At 59.7% G+C, this 15,953-nt stretch carries 15 protein-coding genes and 1 pseudogene; 13 read left to right on the forward strand and 3 right to left on the reverse strand.

Annotation, left to right across the window (positions count from 1 at the left end):
• Positions 1–5 precede the first annotated feature (5 nt).
• From odhB to BLU76_RS23515, 6 genes are all read left to right on the forward strand, one after another.
• Positions 6–1,229 carry a 2-oxoglutarate dehydrogenase complex dihydrolipoyllysine-residue succinyltransferase gene (gene odhB / locus BLU76_RS23485; protein WP_092224687.1) on the forward strand — a complete coding sequence of 408 codons (1,224 nt, stop codon included), beginning with the start codon at positions 6–8 and terminating at the stop codon, positions 1,227–1,229.
• Positions 1,230–1,342: 113 nt separating this feature from the next.
• A complete protein-coding gene (lpdA, locus tag BLU76_RS23490; RefSeq protein ID WP_092147830.1) occupies positions 1,343–2,788 on the forward strand; it encodes a dihydrolipoyl dehydrogenase in 1,446 nt (481 codons plus the stop codon).
• A 196-nt stretch (positions 2,789–2,984) separates the two neighbouring features.
• Positions 2,985–4,151 carry an ADP-forming succinate--CoA ligase subunit beta gene (sucC, locus tag BLU76_RS23495; RefSeq protein WP_003179235.1) on the forward strand — a complete coding sequence of 389 codons (1,167 nt, stop codon included), beginning with the start codon at positions 2,985–2,987 and terminating at the stop codon, positions 4,149–4,151.
• The gene (sucD, locus tag BLU76_RS23500; RefSeq protein ID WP_003179236.1) at positions 4,151–5,035 is read left to right on the forward strand and encodes a succinate--CoA ligase subunit alpha; all 885 of its coding nucleotides are present in this window, start codon (positions 4,151–4,153) and stop codon (positions 5,033–5,035) included. The genes sucC and sucD overlap by 1 nt, the downstream gene beginning before the upstream one ends.
• Before the next feature lie 489 nt (positions 5,036–5,524).
• The gene (gene brnQ, locus BLU76_RS23510; RefSeq protein WP_063324845.1) at positions 5,525–6,838 is read left to right on the forward strand and encodes a branched-chain amino acid transport system II carrier protein; all 1,314 of its coding nucleotides are present in this window, start codon (positions 5,525–5,527) and stop codon (positions 6,836–6,838) included.
• A gap of 216 nt (positions 6,839–7,054) precedes the next feature.
• Complete coding sequence (locus BLU76_RS23515; protein ID WP_063324846.1) at positions 7,055–7,792, forward strand: DUF599 domain-containing protein; 738 nt, start codon at positions 7,055–7,057, stop codon at positions 7,790–7,792.
• A gap of 72 nt (positions 7,793–7,864) precedes the next feature.
• Here the strand turns inward: BLU76_RS23515 and BLU76_RS23520 are convergent, their stop codons facing one another.
• On the reverse strand, positions 7,865–8,113 hold the full coding sequence (locus tag BLU76_RS23520) for a hypothetical protein (RefSeq protein ID WP_063324847.1): 249 nt from the start codon (positions 8,111–8,113) through the stop codon (positions 7,865–7,867).
• A gap of 157 nt (positions 8,114–8,270) precedes the next feature.
• Here BLU76_RS23520 and BLU76_RS23525 point away from each other — a divergent pair, with 157 nt between their 5' ends.
• Both BLU76_RS23525 and BLU76_RS23530 read left to right on the forward strand, forming a co-directional pair.
• Complete coding sequence (locus tag BLU76_RS23525) at positions 8,271–8,747, forward strand: PaaI family thioesterase (RefSeq protein ID WP_092147835.1); 477 nt, start codon at positions 8,271–8,273, stop codon at positions 8,745–8,747.
• Positions 8,744–9,205: a PaaI family thioesterase gene (locus BLU76_RS23530; protein ID WP_092147838.1), complete on the forward strand. Its 462-nt coding sequence runs from the start codon at positions 8,744–8,746 to the stop codon at positions 9,203–9,205. The genes BLU76_RS23525 and BLU76_RS23530 overlap by 4 nt, the downstream gene beginning before the upstream one ends.
• Positions 9,206–9,210: 5 nt before the next feature.
• Here BLU76_RS23530 and BLU76_RS23535 read toward each other — a convergent pair whose 3' ends face one another.
• Positions 9,211–10,098, reverse strand: coding sequence for a DMT family transporter (locus BLU76_RS23535; RefSeq protein ID WP_092224689.1), 888 nt, complete (start codon positions 10,096–10,098; stop codon positions 9,211–9,213).
• 117 nt (positions 10,099–10,215) lie between these two features.
• On the opposite strand from BLU76_RS23535, the pseudogene BLU76_RS23540 reads away from it, so the two are divergent.
• The 3 genes and pseudogenes from BLU76_RS23540 to BLU76_RS23550 all read left to right on the forward strand — a co-directional run.
• Positions 10,216–10,335: pseudogene (locus tag BLU76_RS23540) on the forward strand (PaaI family thioesterase); the annotation flags it as partial.
• 87 nt (positions 10,336–10,422) lie between these two features.
• A complete protein-coding gene (gene htpG, locus BLU76_RS23545) occupies positions 10,423–12,327 on the forward strand; it encodes a molecular chaperone HtpG (protein WP_092147902.1) in 1,905 nt (634 codons plus the stop codon).
• A 70-nt stretch (positions 12,328–12,397) separates the two neighbouring features.
• Positions 12,398–13,126, forward strand: a complete 729-nt coding sequence (locus BLU76_RS23550) for a dienelactone hydrolase family protein (protein WP_092147844.1) — start codon at positions 12,398–12,400, stop codon at positions 13,124–13,126.
• 125 nt (positions 13,127–13,251) lie between these two features.
• Here the strand turns inward: BLU76_RS23550 and BLU76_RS23555 are convergent, their stop codons facing one another.
• Positions 13,252–14,112 carry a pirin family protein gene (locus BLU76_RS23555; protein ID WP_092224752.1) on the reverse strand — a complete coding sequence of 287 codons (861 nt, stop codon included), beginning with the start codon at positions 14,110–14,112 and terminating at the stop codon, positions 13,252–13,254.
• A 120-nt stretch (positions 14,113–14,232) separates the two neighbouring features.
• On the opposite strand from BLU76_RS23555, the gene BLU76_RS23560 reads away from it, so the two are divergent.
• Both BLU76_RS23560 and BLU76_RS23565 read left to right on the forward strand, forming a co-directional pair.
• Positions 14,233–15,249 carry an amidohydrolase family protein gene (locus BLU76_RS23560; RefSeq protein ID WP_170862094.1) on the forward strand — a complete coding sequence of 339 codons (1,017 nt, stop codon included), beginning with the start codon at positions 14,233–14,235 and terminating at the stop codon, positions 15,247–15,249.
• Positions 15,250–15,433: 184 nt separating this feature from the next.
• A complete protein-coding gene (locus BLU76_RS23565; RefSeq protein WP_063324852.1) occupies positions 15,434–15,898 on the forward strand; it encodes a DUF3859 domain-containing protein in 465 nt (154 codons plus the stop codon).
• The last annotated feature ends 55 nt before the right edge of the window (positions 15,899–15,953 follow it).

Consider the following 15,953-nt stretch of genomic DNA (forward strand, 5'->3'; position numbering starts at 1 on the left):
AGATAATGGCTATCGAAATCAAAGCCCCGTCATTCCCGGAATCGGTTGCCGATGGCACCGTTGCCACCTGGCACAAGAAACCAGGCGAAGCTGTAAAGCGTGACGACCTGATCGTCGACATCGAGACCGACAAAGTCGTTCTGGAAGTGTTGGCCGAAGCTGACGGCGTGCTTGGCGCAATCGTTGCCGAAGAGGGCGCTACCGTCCTGTCCAACCAGGTACTGGGCTCGATCGAAGAGGGCGGCGCTGCTGCCGCTGCTCCGGCCGCCGCCGCTGCGCCTGCCGCTGCCCAGGCCGCTGCTCCAGCTGCCGATGGCGAAGACGATCCAGTCGCTGCCCCGGCCGCGCGCAAGATCGCCGAAGAGAACGGCATCAACATCGCCTCCGTTGCCGGCACCGGCAAGGGTGGTCGCGTGACCAAGGAAGACGTGGTTGCCGCCGTTGCCGCCAAGAAAGCCGCGCCAGCCGCTGCTCCGGTCAAGGCTGCTGCGCCTGCCGCTGCCGCGCCAGTGTTCGCTGCCGGTGACCGTGTTGAAAAACGCGTTCCGATGACCCGCGTTCGCGCTACCGTGGCCAAGCGTCTGGTCGAAGCCCAGTCGAACATGGCGATGCTGACCACCTTCAACGAAGTCGACATGACCGAAGTCATGGCCCTGCGTTCGAAGTACAAGGATCTGTTCGAGAAGTCCCACAACGGCGTACGCCTGGGTTTCATGTCGTTCTTCGTCAAGGCTGCCACCGAAGCGCTGAAACGCTTCCCGGCCGTCAACGCGTCGATCGACGGTTCGGACATCGTCTACCACGGCTACGCCGATATCGGTGTTGCTGTTTCCAGCGACCGTGGCCTGGTGGTTCCAGTACTGCGTAACGCCGAACTGATGAGCCTGGCCGAAATCGAAGGCGGCATCGCCACCTTCGGCAAGAAGGCCCGTGACGGCAAGCTGTCCATCGAAGAGATGACCGGCGGTACGTTCACCATCACCAACGGTGGTACATTCGGTTCGATGATGTCGACCCCGATCGTCAACCCGCCGCAAGCGGCTATCCTGGGCATGCACAACATTCTGCAGCGTCCTATGGCGATCAATGGTCAGGTCGTGATTCGTCCGATGATGTACCTGGCACTGTCCTACGATCACCGCCTGATCGACGGTAAAGAAGCCGTGACGTTCCTGGTAACCATCAAGAACCTGCTTGAAGATCCGGCTCGTTTGCTGCTGGATATCTGATTTTCGCCGCGAGGGCCGGTCTGTTGTGACCGGCCTCTTGCTGAAACAACCGGTTTCGTCCCACGACGGTCACCACAAGTGACCGTTCGGTTTGATTCGAAAAGGAATGACTCATGACTCAGAAATTCGACGTGGTAGTGATTGGTGCGGGCCCTGGCGGCTACGTAGCGGCCATCAAGGCTGCGCAACTGGGCCTCACCACTGCCTGCATCGAGAAATACACCGACAAAGAGGGCAAGCTGGCCCTTGGCGGTACTTGCCTGAACGTCGGTTGCATTCCCTCCAAGGCGCTGCTGGACAGCTCCTGGAAGTTCCACGAAGCGCAAGACGGCTTGGCCATTCACGGTATTGGCGGTGTCAACCGCGAAAATGTCACCATTGACGTGCCTGCCATGGTTGGCCGCAAAGCCAACATCGTCAAAGGCCTGACCTCGGGTGTTGCCACCCTGTTCAAGGCCAACGGCGTGACTTCGATCCAGGGCCACGGCAAGCTGCTGATGGGCAAGAAAGTCGAAGTGACCAAGCCAGACGGCTCGGTTGAAGTGATCGAAGCCGAGAACGTCATCCTGGCGCCAGGCTCGCGTCCGATCGACATTCCGCCGGCTCCGGTCGACCAGAACGTGATCGTCGATTCCACCGGTGCCCTGGAATTCCAGAGCGTGCCAAAACGCCTGGGCGTGATCGGCGCCGGCGTGATCGGCCTCGAGCTGGGTTCGGTATGGTCGCGCCTGGGCGCGCAAGTGACCGTCCTGGAAGCCCTCGACACCTTCCTGATGGCCGCCGATGCCGCGGTCTCCAAGGAAGCGCTGAAAACCCTGACCAAACAGGGCCTGGACATCAAGCTGGGCGCTCGCGTGACCGGTTCGAAGGTCAACGGCGAAGAAGTCGTGGTCAACTACACCGACGCCAATGGCGAACAGACCATCACTTTCGACAAGCTGATCGTTGCGGTCGGCCGTCGTCCGGTGACCACCGATCTGCTGGCTGCCGATAGCGGCGTGGACCTCGACGAACGCGGTTTCATCAAGGTTGATGATTTCTGCGCCACCACCGTACCGGGCGTCTTCGCCATCGGTGACGTGGTTCGCGGCATGATGCTGGCGCACAAGGCGTCCGAGGAAGGCATCATGGTCGTCGAGCGCATCAAGGGCCACAAAGCCCAGATGAACTACGACCTGATCCCTTCGGTTATCTACACCCACCCGGAAATCGCATGGGTCGGCAAGACCGAGCAGGCCTTGAAAGCCGAAGGCGTTGAAGTTAACGTCGGCACCTTCCCGTTTGCAGCCAGTGGCCGTGCCATGGCAGCCAACGATACCGGTGGTTTCGTGAAAGTCATCGCCGATGCCAAGACGGATCGCGTATTGGGCGTTCACGTCATTGGCCCGAGCGCTGCCGAGCTGGTACAGCAAGGCGCGATCGGCATGGAATTCGGCACCAGCGCTGAAGATCTGGGCATGATGGTCTTCTCCCATCCGACCCTGTCCGAAGCCTTGCACGAAGCGGCCCTGGCCGTAAATGGCGGCGCCATCCACGTGGCCAACCGCAAGAAGCGTTAATAGACAATAAGAAACCACGGCGGTATGGCCCGTCGTGAGCCTTGCGAGCAAGACTCACCGCGGAATATCCGCTGGACGCAGCCTTGCGTAGCTGCACCGGTTAACTGGAAAGCTACGCAAGCAGCAGTCACAGGTGGTGCGGCACCAGAACGGTGCAGCACCGAATGCGCAGTACCTAACGAAGACGGTAATAAGCATGAATCTTCACGAGTATCAGGGTAAGCAGCTGTTCGCTGAGTACGGCCTGCCAGTATCCACCGGTTACGCGGTAGACACCCCGGAAGCGGCAGCAGAAGCTTGCGACAAAATCGGCGGCAGCGAATGGGTTGTCAAAGCCCAGGTTCACGCCGGTGGTCGCGGTAAAGCGGGCGGCGTCAAGCTGGTTCGCAGCAAAGAAGACGCCAAAGCCTTCGCACAGCAGTGGCTGGGCAAGCGTCTGGTGACTTACCAGACTGACGCCAACGGTCAGCCAGTCACCAAGATCCTGGTTGAATCGTGCACTGATATCGCTAAAGAGCTGTACCTGGGCGCTGTCGTTGATCGTTCGAGCCGCCGCATCGTGTTCATGGCTTCCACCGAAGGTGGCGTGGACATCGAGAAAATCGCTCACGATACCCCTGAGAAAATCCTCAAGGCCACCATCGATCCACTGGTTGGCGCACAGCCATTCCAGGGTCGCGAGCTGGCATTCCAGCTGGGTCTGGAAGGCAAGCAGGTCACTCAATTCGCCAAGATCTTCGTAGGTCTGGCCAAGCTGTTCCAGGACCACGACCTGGCACTGCTGGAAGTGAACCCGCTGGTGATCAAGGCCGACGGCGACCTGCACTGCCTCGATGCCAAGATCAACATCGACGCCAACGCCATGTACCGTCAGCCTAAGCTGAAGACTTTCCACGATCCGTCGCAAGACGATCCGCGCGAAGCGCACGCTGCCAAGTTCGAACTGAACTACGTAGCCCTGGAAGGCAACATCGGCTGCATGGTCAACGGTGCCGGCCTGGCCATGGGTACCATGGACATCGTCAACCTGCATGGCGGCAAGCCAGCCAACTTCCTCGACGTGGGCGGTGGTGCTACCAAGGAACGCGTAACCGAAGCGTTCAAGATCATCCTGTCCGACACTAACGTCGCTGCAGTACTGGTCAACATCTTCGGCGGCATCGTTCGCTGCGACATGATTGCCGAAGGCATCATCGGCGCCGTGAAAGAAGTCGGCGTGAAAATCCCGGTTGTTGTTCGCCTCGAAGGCAACAACGCTGAGCTGGGCGCTAAAGTACTGGCAGAAAGCGGTTTGAACATCATCGCTGCTACCAGCCTGACCGACGCTGCTCAACAAGTCGTTAAAGCTGCGGAGGGCAAATAATGAGCGTCCTGATCAATAAAGACACCAAGGTTATCTGCCAGGGCATTACCGGTTCGCAAGGTAGTTTCCACACCCAGCAAGCCATCGAATACGGCACCAAGATGGTTGGCGGCGTAACACCAGGCAAGGGCGGCACCGAGCACCTGGGCCTGCCAGTGTTCAACACCGTGAAAGACGCTGTAGCCGCAACTGGCGCCACCGCCAGCGTGATCTACGTTCCAGCTCCTTTCTGCAAGGACTCCATCCTTGAAGCAGCGTTCGGCGGCATCAAGCTGATCGTCTGCATCACCGAAGGCATCCCGACCATCGACATGCTGGAAGCCAAGGTCAAGTGCGACGAGCTGGGTATCACCCTGATCGGCCCTAACTGCCCAGGCGTGATCACTCCAGGCGAATGCAAGATCGGCATCATGCCAGGTCACATTCACTTGCCAGGCAAGGTCGGTATCGTTTCCCGTTCCGGCACCCTGACCTACGAAGCTGTGAAGCAGACCACTGACGCCGGTTTCGGTCAGTCGACTTGCGTCGGCATCGGCGGTGACCCGATCCCGGGTTCGAACTTCATCGACATCCTGAAGCTGTTCCAGGAAGACCCGAAGACCGAAGCGATCGTCATGATCGGTGAGATCGGCGGTTCGGCTGAAGAAGAAGCGGCAGCCTACATCAAGGCCAACGTGACCAAGCCGGTTGTTTCCTACATCGCTGGTGTGACTGCTCCTCCGGGCAAGCGCATGGGCCATGCTGGCGCAATCATCTCTGGCGGCAAAGGCACTGCAGACGAGAAGTTCGCTGCACTGCAAGACGCAGGCGTGAAAACCGTGCGTTCGCTGGCAGACATCGGCAAGGCCCTGGCCGAGCTGACTGGCTGGGAAATGAAGAAGTAAGCTTCGGCTGACTTTTTGTTCCAGCAACAAAGGCCACCCTCGGGTGGCCTTTGTCGTTTCTGGCCCTTGAGAATTCATGTGTTGTGGCGGCGGCTCTTGTGGCGAGGGAGCTTGCTCCCGCTCGGCTGCGAAGCAGTCGTAAACCAGGCAACGCATTTTGTCTGAATGAATACGGTCGCCTGTATGGGGGCTGCTTCGCAGCCCAGCGGGAGCAAGCTCCCTCGCCACGGGGGGCTGGCTCCTGAAAATTCCGCCGCGAGCCGAAAAATAGATACGTAAACGCGACGCTGGAATGTCGCGTATCGGATAGTTCGCCCCTTAACAGTGCGTTTTCTCGCTAAATTCGTTAGGCTAGCAGCCATTTTTGCGACCGCTGCCCACAAGGAAGCGCCGCGCTAAACGGGTCGGTCCCATACGGATCGGCAGCATTTCCCTCATCCATAAGGGAAATCCCTCTCTAAATTCCGATTCAGTAGTGTGGTTTCCTTAATGAAAGTGTTGAAAGGCCAGGACATCCTGGCGCTTGGTTTCATGACATTTGCCCTGTTCGTCGGGGCCGGCAACATCATCTTCCCGCCTATCGTCGGTTTGCAGTCCGGGCCTCATGTCTGGATGGCGGCGCTGGGCTTTTTGATCACGGCGGTCGGGCTGCCGGTCATCACGGTCGTTGCACTGGCCAAGGTGGGCGGGGCAATGGATGCCTTGAGCAGCCCCATCGGCAAAGTCGCCGGTGGGTTGCTGGCGGCGGTGTGCTACCTGGCCGTTGGCCCGTTGTTCGCCACACCGCGTACCGCCACCGTTTCGTTCGAAGTCGGCTTGGCGCCATTGACTGGCGAAAGCCCGCTGGCGCTGTTCCTGTATAGCGCCGCGTATTTCCTGCTGGTGTTTTTCATCTCGCTCTACCCGGGCCGCCTGCTGGACACCGTCGGGCGCTTTCTCGCGCCACTGAAGATCATCGCCCTGGCCGTGCTCGGCATCGCGGCGTTTGCCTTGCCCGCGGGTGATATCGGCGTGGCGACCCCCGAGTACATCGCGGCGCCGTTCTCCCAAGGATTCATCAACGGCTACCTGACCATGGATACCCTGGGCGCCTTGGTGTTCGGCATTGTCATCGTCAACGCGATCCGTTCCCGGGGCGTCGAGTCGCCGGCCTTGATCACCCGCTACGCGATCATCGCCGGGCTGATCGCCGGGGTGGGCCTGGCGCTGGTCTACGTCAGCCTGTTCCGCCTCGGTTCCGGCAGCCATGAGGTGGCCGCAGGGGCGACCAACGGCGCCGCTGTGCTGCATGCCTACGTGCAACACACCTTCGGCAGCCTGGGCAGCGGTTTCCTTGCCGTGTTGATCTCCCTGGCGTGCCTGGTGACCGCAGTCGGCCTGACCTGCGCCTGCGCCGAATACTTCAGCCGTGTCCTGCCGCTGTCCTACAAGACCCTGGTGGTGATCCTGGCGGCGTTTTCGCTGCTGGTGTCCAACCTGGGCCTGACCAAGCTGATCGCGTTCTCGATTCCGGTTCTTACCGCGATCTATCCACCGTGCATCGCCCTGGTGGCCCTGAGCTTCTGCAAGGACTTCTGGCACGAGCAGGGGCGCATCGTTGGCCCGGTGATGCTGGTGTCGTTCCTGTTTGGCCTGATCGACGCGCTCAAGGGCGCCGGCCTGGCAGACTGGATGCCGACGCAACTGGCCCACCTGCCGCTCAGCGAGCAGGGCTTGGCCTGGCTAGTACCTTCGGTGATGACCCTGGCGGTCGCGGTGGTGTGTGATCGCCTGCTGGGCAAGCGCAGCGAAGCGTTGGCTTAAGCGGCTACAGGCAGATTCATCGGCAAGAATCGAAATGCCCCGTATCAATCGATACGGGGCTTTTTTTTTGAGTGCAGTGTCTTTTTCCGTGGGCTAACGTCGAAGCAGTGTCTTGAAAGGCTTGCACAAAACCTTGTGGGAGCTTGCTCCCACAGGTCGGCATTTCAAGGCAAGTCTGGCTTTAGACGTCATGTTTTTAGACATACAGGAAATCGAATGTCATTCATCCAAGCCAACCTGATCCACCTGCTTGCCGCCGCCTGGTTCATTATCTGCTGGGCGGGCTACACCCGTTATGCCACCTGGAAGGCGCGCGACACGGCGTGCCTGGCCAGCGTGATGCACCTGTACCGCGAAGACTGGATGCGCCGCATGCTGCTGCGTGAGAACCGTATCGCCGATGCCAGCGTGATCGGCAACCTGGAGCGCAACGCATCCTTCTTCGCCTCCAGCACATTGATCATCCTGGCCGGTATCCTGACGGTACTCGGGGCGTCCGATCGGGCGGTGTCGTTGCTGGCGGACATACCCTTGGTGCAGCAGGCGTCCCAGGGCATGGCGGAGGTCAAGTTGCTGTGCCTGGCACTGGTGTTCGTGTATGCGTTCTTCACGTTCAGTTGGTGCATGCGCCAGTACAACTTCGCGGCAGTCCTGATTGGCTCAGCGCCGATGATTGGTGAGCGGCATGTGTCGGAGCAGGAGCGCAAGGCCTTTGCACTAAGGGCTGCGCGGGTCATTTCCATGGCCGCCAACCAGTTCAACTTTGGCCTGCGTTCCTATTATTTCGGCATGACCATGTTGGCGTGGTTCGTCAGCCCCTGGTTATTCATGTTGATGAGTGCCGGCGTGGTGTTCGTGCTGTATCAGCGCGAGTTTCACTCCGATGTGCTGGACGTGATGGTCTATACCCCCACCGAAGCGCCAGTGTCCGAGGTGGGCAAGGAGGCGGCCTGACAAGCGTGCCGCCAAATCGCAGGCAAAAGAAAACCCGCATCAGGCGGGTTTTCCTTCACTGCTAAAACCGTATCAGTTGGTTTTAGGCGCGGTAGCAGGTGCTTCCTGCTGGGCGGCACTGTTCGATTCAGACTGAGCTTTGGCGGCTTCGGCGTTTTCTTTCGCCGCTTCGTTCACTTTATCCTGTGCTTCGCCCATTTTCTGCTGGGCTTCTTGGGAGTGTTGGTTGGCATCTTGAGCTTTGTCCTCGGATTTTTTATCGCAGGCAGCGAGGCCGAGGGAAGCGGCCAACATCAAGGCAATAGCAAAAGTCTTACGCATGGGGTGTTTCTCCTTATGGAAATAACTACTGGCCTTTTGAACGCCACCCCTCGGATTAAGTTCCTGTTGTGTAACAGATATATAACTTTGCCCTGCAATGGAACTTTGTGCATCGCGCCTGTTGCCAGGTCTCGTCACTCATTGGAGCGTTGATCGAATGGCCGAAGACCCCGTTTTTGAGCGTGCCACACGTTTTTTATCCGCACTCAGGCATTGCCAGGTGCTGGGCTTGAAGTTGCACAGTGCCAGTCGTGACGGGCTGACGGTCATCCTGCCGTTCAGCCCGCAAATCGTCGGCAATCCCCTGACGGGCATCATCCATGGCGGGGCGTTGACCTCATTGATGGACACCGCCTGTGGTATGTCGACCCTGTGTGTGCTGCCGCAATTCGAAGTCTGTCCCACCCTCGACCTGCGGATCGACTACATGCACGCTGCCGAGCCCCACAAGGATGTCTACGGCTTCGCCCAATGCTATCGGGTGACCCCGGACGTGATCTTCACCCGGGGTTTCGCCTACCAGGACGATCCCGAGCAACCCATCGCCCATGTGGTGGGCACCTTCATGCGCCTGGGCCAGCATGCCAGGGGAATGGGGAAGGGCGGTCCGATGACCGCTGTGGGCCAGCCATGACCGATATCCTCCAGGAACAACTGCGCCGCGCCTGCGAGCAGGGCGACTACGCGCTGCTGCTCGCCTCGATTCCCTATGCCCAACTCATCGGCGTCGAATGCACGCGCCAAGGCGACGACTTGTTGTTTCGCCTGCCGGCCAACAAAGACAACATTGGTAACCCTTTACTGCCGGCCATCCACGGTGGGGTCATCGCCGGTTTCATGGAGCTGGCCGCTGCCGTGCATTTGTTGATCGCCACTGGTACGTCGGGCATACCGAAAATCATCGATTTCTCCCTGGATTACCTGCGCACCGGACAGTTTCGCGACACCTACGCCAAATGCCAGGTCTGGCGCCAGGGCCGGCGGGTCGCCAACGTCGCGATCACCGCCTGGCAAGACGTCGAGGCCGAACCCATCGCCACTGCCCGGGCCCATTTCAAGATCCAGGAACCGTCGAAACCGGATCGCCCTTGAGCTGATCACTCGGAGCTTGGCGAAGTTGACGATGGCATTTTCTTTTGTTCGATCCGGAAGGTCAGATAGTTTGAGGCGAAGATAATCACTGCGCCGACCAATACCCAGATTTCAAGAGGCTCACCGTAGAGAAGAAAACCAACGACGGCAATGAGTGGCACCCTGAAAAAATCAATCGGGATGGCAATGGAAGCTTCCATGACGCTCAGCGCCTTGGCCATGGCGAAGTGCGCACTTAAACCCGTTATACCCAACAGCAGGATCCAGGGGATGCAGGCGAGCGTAGGGGTACGCCATTGTGCCAGGGACAGACCAAGGCCCAAGGGCAATTGTAGAAGCACCATCCAGATCACGATGATGGCGGGACTGCTGGTCAACGTCAGTTTTTTCACCATGATGATGGATGTTGCGTAGCCCATGGCGGCCAGAAGAACGATGAACGCGGCGGGTTCAATGCTATCAAGGCCGGGCCTTAGAACGACCAGGACACCCAGGAAACCGCCGATGGCGGCGAATACCCTAGCGGTGGAGAGTTTTTCCTTCAAGAATAAAAACGCCAGGAGGGAGACCCATATCGGGGTGGTGAACTCCAGGGCAAAGACCTTAACCAACGGAAGTGATGCCACGCCAATGGTCCAGGCATATTGTCCGGCGAAGTGAACCGCGTTCCTGCCAATCTGTAGACCCAGGTCACGGGCTTGTTTGAGCTTGGCGCGCTGTTGGTAAATAACCGGAAAAACAATGATCAGTCCAACCAAGGACCTGAAAAACAGGATCTCGAAGATCGACATGAACTTGGAAAGCTCTCGCGCCGCGACAGCCATGCCTATGAATGAAAGCAGGCTTGCTGCCATCCATAATGCTCCACCTAATGGCAGCTTTACCTGATGCATTGACGCTCCTTTTTATTCGGCCATTGTTCTTCGTGAACCGCCGCCGGGTATTAAAGCAGCGATTATCCGTGGCTCAGGCAATTTCTTCGCAACGCATTTCGTCAGTACCCGGCCAGGCGCCAGAGGCGGGTCGCCAACGTCGCGATCACCGCCTGGCAAGACGTCGAGGCCGAACCCATCGCCACTGCCCGGGCCCATTTCAAGATCCAGGAACCGTCAAAACCGGATCGCCCTTGAAATCATCAGCGTTGCCCCCACCTTGAGGACATCCCGCCGCCAATCTCAGCGAGGCGGACACCACCATCCACTTGGAGTTTGATGACCATGAGCGTGGAAACTCAAAAGGAAACCCTGGGCTTCCAGACCGAGGTGAAGCAACTGCTGCACCTGATGATTCACTCGCTGTATTCCAATAAGGAAATTTTCCTTCGCGAGTTGATTTCGAACGCCTCTGACGCTGTCGACAAATTACGTTTCGAAGCCCTTTCCAAGCCTGAATTGCTGGAAGGCGGCGCTGAGCTGAAAATCCGTGTGAGCTTCGACAAGGACGCAAAAACCGTCACCCTCGAAGATAACGGCATCGGCATGAGCCGCGAAGAGGTGATCACGCACCTGGGCACCATCGCCAAGTCCGGCACCGCCGACTTCATGAAGAACCTGTCCGGCGACCAGAAGAAAGACTCCCACCTGATCGGCCAGTTCGGCGTCGGTTTCTATTCCGCGTTCATCGTGGCCGACCAGGTCGAAGTGTTCAGCCGCCGTGCCGGCCTCGCTGCGAGCGAAGGCGTGCACTGGTCGTCCAAGGGCGAGGGCGAGTTTGAAGTCGCCACCGTCGACAAGGCCGATCGCGGCACCCGCATTGTGCTGCACCTCAAGTCCGGCGAAGACGAGTTCGCCGATGGCTGGCGCCTGCGCAACATCATCAAGAAGTACTCCGACCATATCGCGCTGCCGATTGAGCTGCCGAAGGAAGTCACCGCTGCCGAAGGCGAAGAAAAGCCTGAAGTGGAATGGGAAACCGTCAACCGCGCCAGTGCCCTGTGGACCCGTCCGCGCACCGAAGTGAAAGACGAGGAATACCAGGAGTTCTACAAGCACATCGCCCACGACTTCGAGAACCCGCTGAGCTGGAGCCACAACAAGGTCGAAGGCAAGCTGGAATACAACTCGCTGCTGTACGTGCCGGCCCGTGCGCCGTTCGACCTGTACCAGCGCGAAGCGCCACGCGGCCTGAAGCTGTATGTCCAGCGTGTGTTCGTGATGGACCAGGCCGAGTCGTTCCTGCCGCTGTACCTGCGTTTCATCAAGGGGGTGGTGGATTCCAACGACCTGTCGCTGAACGTGTCGCGGGAAATCCTGCAGAAAGATCCGATCATCGACTCCATGAAGTCGGCGCTGACCAAGCGTGTGTTGGACATGCTGGAAAAACTGGCGAAGAACGAGCCCGAGCAGTACAAGAGCTTCTGGAAGAACTTCGGCCAGGTCATGAAAGAGGGCCCGGCCGAAGACTTCGCCAACAAAGAAAAAATCGCCGGCCTGCTGCGCTTTGCGTCGACCCAGGGTGACGATGGCGAACAAGTCGTAGGCTTGGCCGATTACCTGGCCCGCGCCAAGGAAGGCCAGGACAAGATCTACTACCTGACCGGTGAAACGTATGCACAGGTCAAGAACAGCCCGCACCTGGAAGTCTTCCGCAAGAAAGGCATCGAAGTGCTGCTGCTGACCGACCGCATCGACGAGTGGCTGATGAGCTACCTCAACGAGTTCGACGGCAAGAGCTTTGTCGACGTGGCCCGTGGTGACCTGGACCTCGGCAACCTGGATTCGGAAGAAGACAAGAAAGCCGCCGAAGAAGTCGCCAAGAGCAAGGAAGGCCTGGTCGAGCGGATCAAGACCGCCCTGGGCGATGCTGTCAGTGAAGTGCGCGTCTCGCACCGCCTGACCGATTCCCCGGCGATCCTGGCCATCGGTGAGCAGGACCTGGGCCTGCAAATGCGCCAGATCCTCGAAGCCAGCGGCCAGAAAGTCCCGGACTCCAAGCCGATCTTCGAATTCAACCCGGCCCACCCGCTGGTGGAAAAACTCGACAACGAGCAGAGCGAAGAGCGTTTCGGCGATCTGTCGCACATCCTGTTCGACCAAGCGGCCCTGGCGGCTGGCGACAGCTTGAAGGACCCGGCGGCGTATGTACGCCGCCTGAACAAGCTGTTGGTTGAACTGTCAGCTTAATCAAGTGCAGGAAAAACCCGCTTCGGCGGGTTTTTTCATTTCTGGTGTTCCGATTGAAGAGGAGTCCGTCATGAGTCAGGTTACGGTTCGTTCGCTGGTCTATCAGATTGAAGGTCAAACCTATGAAGGCCGCCTGGCCTTCGACATTAGCCAGCAGGGCTCGCGCCCGGGGTTGCTGATGGCGCCGAATTGGATGGGCGTAGGGGCGGGGGCCGAGGACATCGCCAGATCGGTGGCGGCCAACGGTTATGTGGTGTTGATCGCTGACCTGTACGGGCAGACGGTCCGCCCGAGCAATGCCGATGAGGCGGGAGCGGCGATGATGCCCCTCAAGAACGACCGGGCGTTGTTGCGCAAGCGCATGCAGGCGGCGCTCGAGCAACTGCAGAGCCAGGACGAAGCGCAGGTCGATACTTCCAGGCTGGCCACGTTCGGCTTCTGCTTCGGGGGTTGCTGCGCCCTGGAACTGGCCCGTAGCGGTGCGCCGCTGAAGGCCGCCATTTCCTTCCACGGCACCCTGGATACACCGAACCCGGCGGATGCGCAGAACATCAAGGGGGCGGTGTTGGTGATGCACGGCGCCTCGGACCCGCTGGTGCCCAAAGAGCAGCTCCCGGCTTTCGAAGATGAAATGAACGCGGCTGGGGTGGATTGGCAATTGCTGAGCTACGGCGGTGCGGTGCACTCGTTCACCGACCCGCAGGCCAATGTGCCGGGCAAGATGATGTACAACGCCAAGGTCGCCGGGCGGGCGTTCCGGTCGATGCATAACCTGTTGGATGAAGTGTTCAAGGGCTGAGTGCTTCAAGCAAACCCCGTGGCGAGGGAGCTTGCTCCCGCTGGGCTGCGTAGCGGCCCCGTTTTTTCTGCGGTTGCTGCGCAACCGAGCGGGAGCAAGCTCCCTCGCCACGGGATGTTGTGAGTCTAGGGCAACTCGATCCGCTCACTTTCCCCTGGCACGGTCGGCCAGTCTCCGGCTGCCCAGCGTCGACGGGCATCGTCGATCCGTGCCGGGTCGCTGGAGACGAAATTCCAGTTGATCCGTCGCGGCCCGTCCAGCGGTGCGCCGCCGAACAGCACGGCATGGCAGTCGCTCTCTGCAAACAGCGTCATTTCTTCCCCGCTTGGCAGTATCACCAACGAGTGGGGTTCCACCGGCTCACCGTCCAGCGACGCCTCGCCGTTCAAGACATACAGCGCCCGCTCTGCATGCTCGGTGGGAATCAGCAAGGTCGTCGCGGTCAGCAGGTTCAGTTCGGCGTAAAGCGTCGGCGACAGCACCGGCACCGGTGATTCCAGGCAAAAGCCCGACCCGGCGATCATCCGGATGCCGACCCCCAGGTTCTCGCTGACGGGCAGGCTGTGTGCCGGGTGATGGCTGTAGTGCCCGGGGCCTTGTTCGTGGGCCTTGGGCGAGGCCAGCCAGACTTGCAAGCCGTGCATGACGAACGCGTTGCCCAGCAATGACTCGGGGGTGCGCTCGACATGGGCGATGGCGCTGCCTGCGGTCATCCAACTGACATCCCCGGCGTCCACCACCTGGTCGGAACCCAGGCTGTCCTTGTGCTGGAGTTTTCCTTCGAACAGGTAGGTGAGGGTGGACAGGCCGATATGCGGATGTTGGCGGATGTTCATGCCTTTGCCCGCCGGGTAGGTGGTTTGCAGCATGTGATCGAAGAACACGAAAGGCCCGACGCTGCGGCATTTGGCGGACGGCAGCGGGCGAAGAATCGGCTGGCCTTCGACATCTTCGGCGCGGGGGCGAACGGTCAGGGGAGTGGTCATGTTGTTTTCCAGGTTGAACAACGGTTGCATGAAGCATAACCCGTCGTCGGCAGGCGCGGCAGATACGCCTTGAACCCCAGCGGGACGGTGGGGGTCTATGTTGCTCATGGCTTCTGGAGACTGCCTGTGCCTTTGACCCGTTTGATCTTTGCCTGGCTGCTGGTTGTTTCGAGTAGCGGTGCCGCGGCTCGCGAATATGCCTACAGCGATGCGCACCTGCATTACGTCGATTTTTTCCAGGAAACCGCCGGCATGCCCAAGTTGCTCCAGGCGATGGCGGACAATCGCATCGAGCATGTGATGATTTCCGGTGTGCCAGTGGCCAAGAAATGGCACGAAGACGAGCCCAAGCGTCCTCGCTATTACGCCGGTGACGATGCGGATGCCTATTGGTACAGCGCCACCGACGTGATTGTCGCCGCGGCGGTGAGCAAGCTGACCGACGAGCAGCGCCGGCACTTTCATCCATTCCTGTCGGGCTTCAATCCCAACGACAAGAACTCCGCCGCGCATATCCAGCGCATGCTCGACCTGTACCCGGGGCTGTGGCAAGGCATCGGTGAGGTGTTCACCCGCCATGACGACCTGACTGCGCTGACCTCGGGCGACACCCCGCGGGCCAACAACGAAGCCATGACGCGGATCTATCACTTGGCGGCCGAGAACGACCTGCCGGTGATGCTGCATTCCAACATCACTTCCAAGCGTGAGAAAAATCCGCTGTACCTGGCGGAAATCGAGGAGCCGTTGCGCAATCATCCGCACACGCGCTTCATCTGGGCCCACGCCGGTACCAGCATGGAAATCCATCGCCACCAGACCCGCTTGGATTTTCTGTTGCCGACCCTGACCCGCATGCTCGAGGCCTATCCAAATCTGTACATAGACCTGTCCTGGAGCGTGCTCACGCCGTACTTGCTGGACGAGGCGGGTGAGCCTCGGCAGGAGTGGGTACGCCTGGTAGAGCGCTTTCCGGAGCGCTTCATGGTGGGGTCGGACGTGGTAGGACGTTTCAACACGCTTGGCAAGGAGTTGCGCGGTTTCGATCCGTTCCTCGATGCCTTGCCCGAAGACGTGGCGCGGAAGGTGGCGCGGGATAACTTTCTTTCGGTATTGCCGCGCTCAGTGGCCCGCTAAGTCCGCTTTTGTGGCGAGGGAGCTTGCTCCCGCTGGGCTACGCAGTAGCCCCAAATCTGGCGACTGCTGCGCAGTCGAGCGGGAGCAAGCTCCCTCGCCACGGGATTATCGGTGGGCAGGGTTTGTCATCAGCCTGTCACTCCCGCGTCATACCCTCGCGCTCATCTCAATCAAGGAGCGCACTATGCACCTCACCCGTTCAAGCGCACTGGTCGCGCTGTGGTTGACCTGCGGCCTGGCACAGGCCGAAGTCCGTGTCGAAGGCCCGGTGGAGTACGGTGTTTTCGAAGGGCCGCAAGCCGAGCTGCAATCGGGAGAGCGGGTCCTGCGACGCAGCAATGAGCAGATCCGCCAGACCGAGAGCGTGCCGGCGAAGCTGGGCACCAAGTTCGGCATGCGCTACCAGTTGGCCGGCAAGGTCGCGGATGACCAGCCGTTGACCCTGTTGTACTTCACTCCCGGTATCCGTACCCCCGATGGCGTGCGCCACGACAAGTTCGAGGTCATCCAGAAACTGGTGCCCGGCGCGCCTCAGGATGTCATGGCCTACGAATTCACCGAAAGCCACGAAGTGGTGCCGGGAGAGTGGCGGTTCATGGTGTTCCAGGGCGATCGGCTGCTGACGCAGCAGCGGTTTGTGGTGCGCTGAATTCCATTCACCACAGACCCCATGTGGTGTAATTGAGCAGGTGCAAAAAAAAGCC

The sequence above is a fragment of the Pseudomonas sp. NFACC08-1 genome (assembly GCF_900106735.1).
Classification (GTDB): domain Bacteria; phylum Pseudomonadota; class Gammaproteobacteria; order Pseudomonadales; family Pseudomonadaceae; genus Aquipseudomonas; species Aquipseudomonas fluorescens_Q.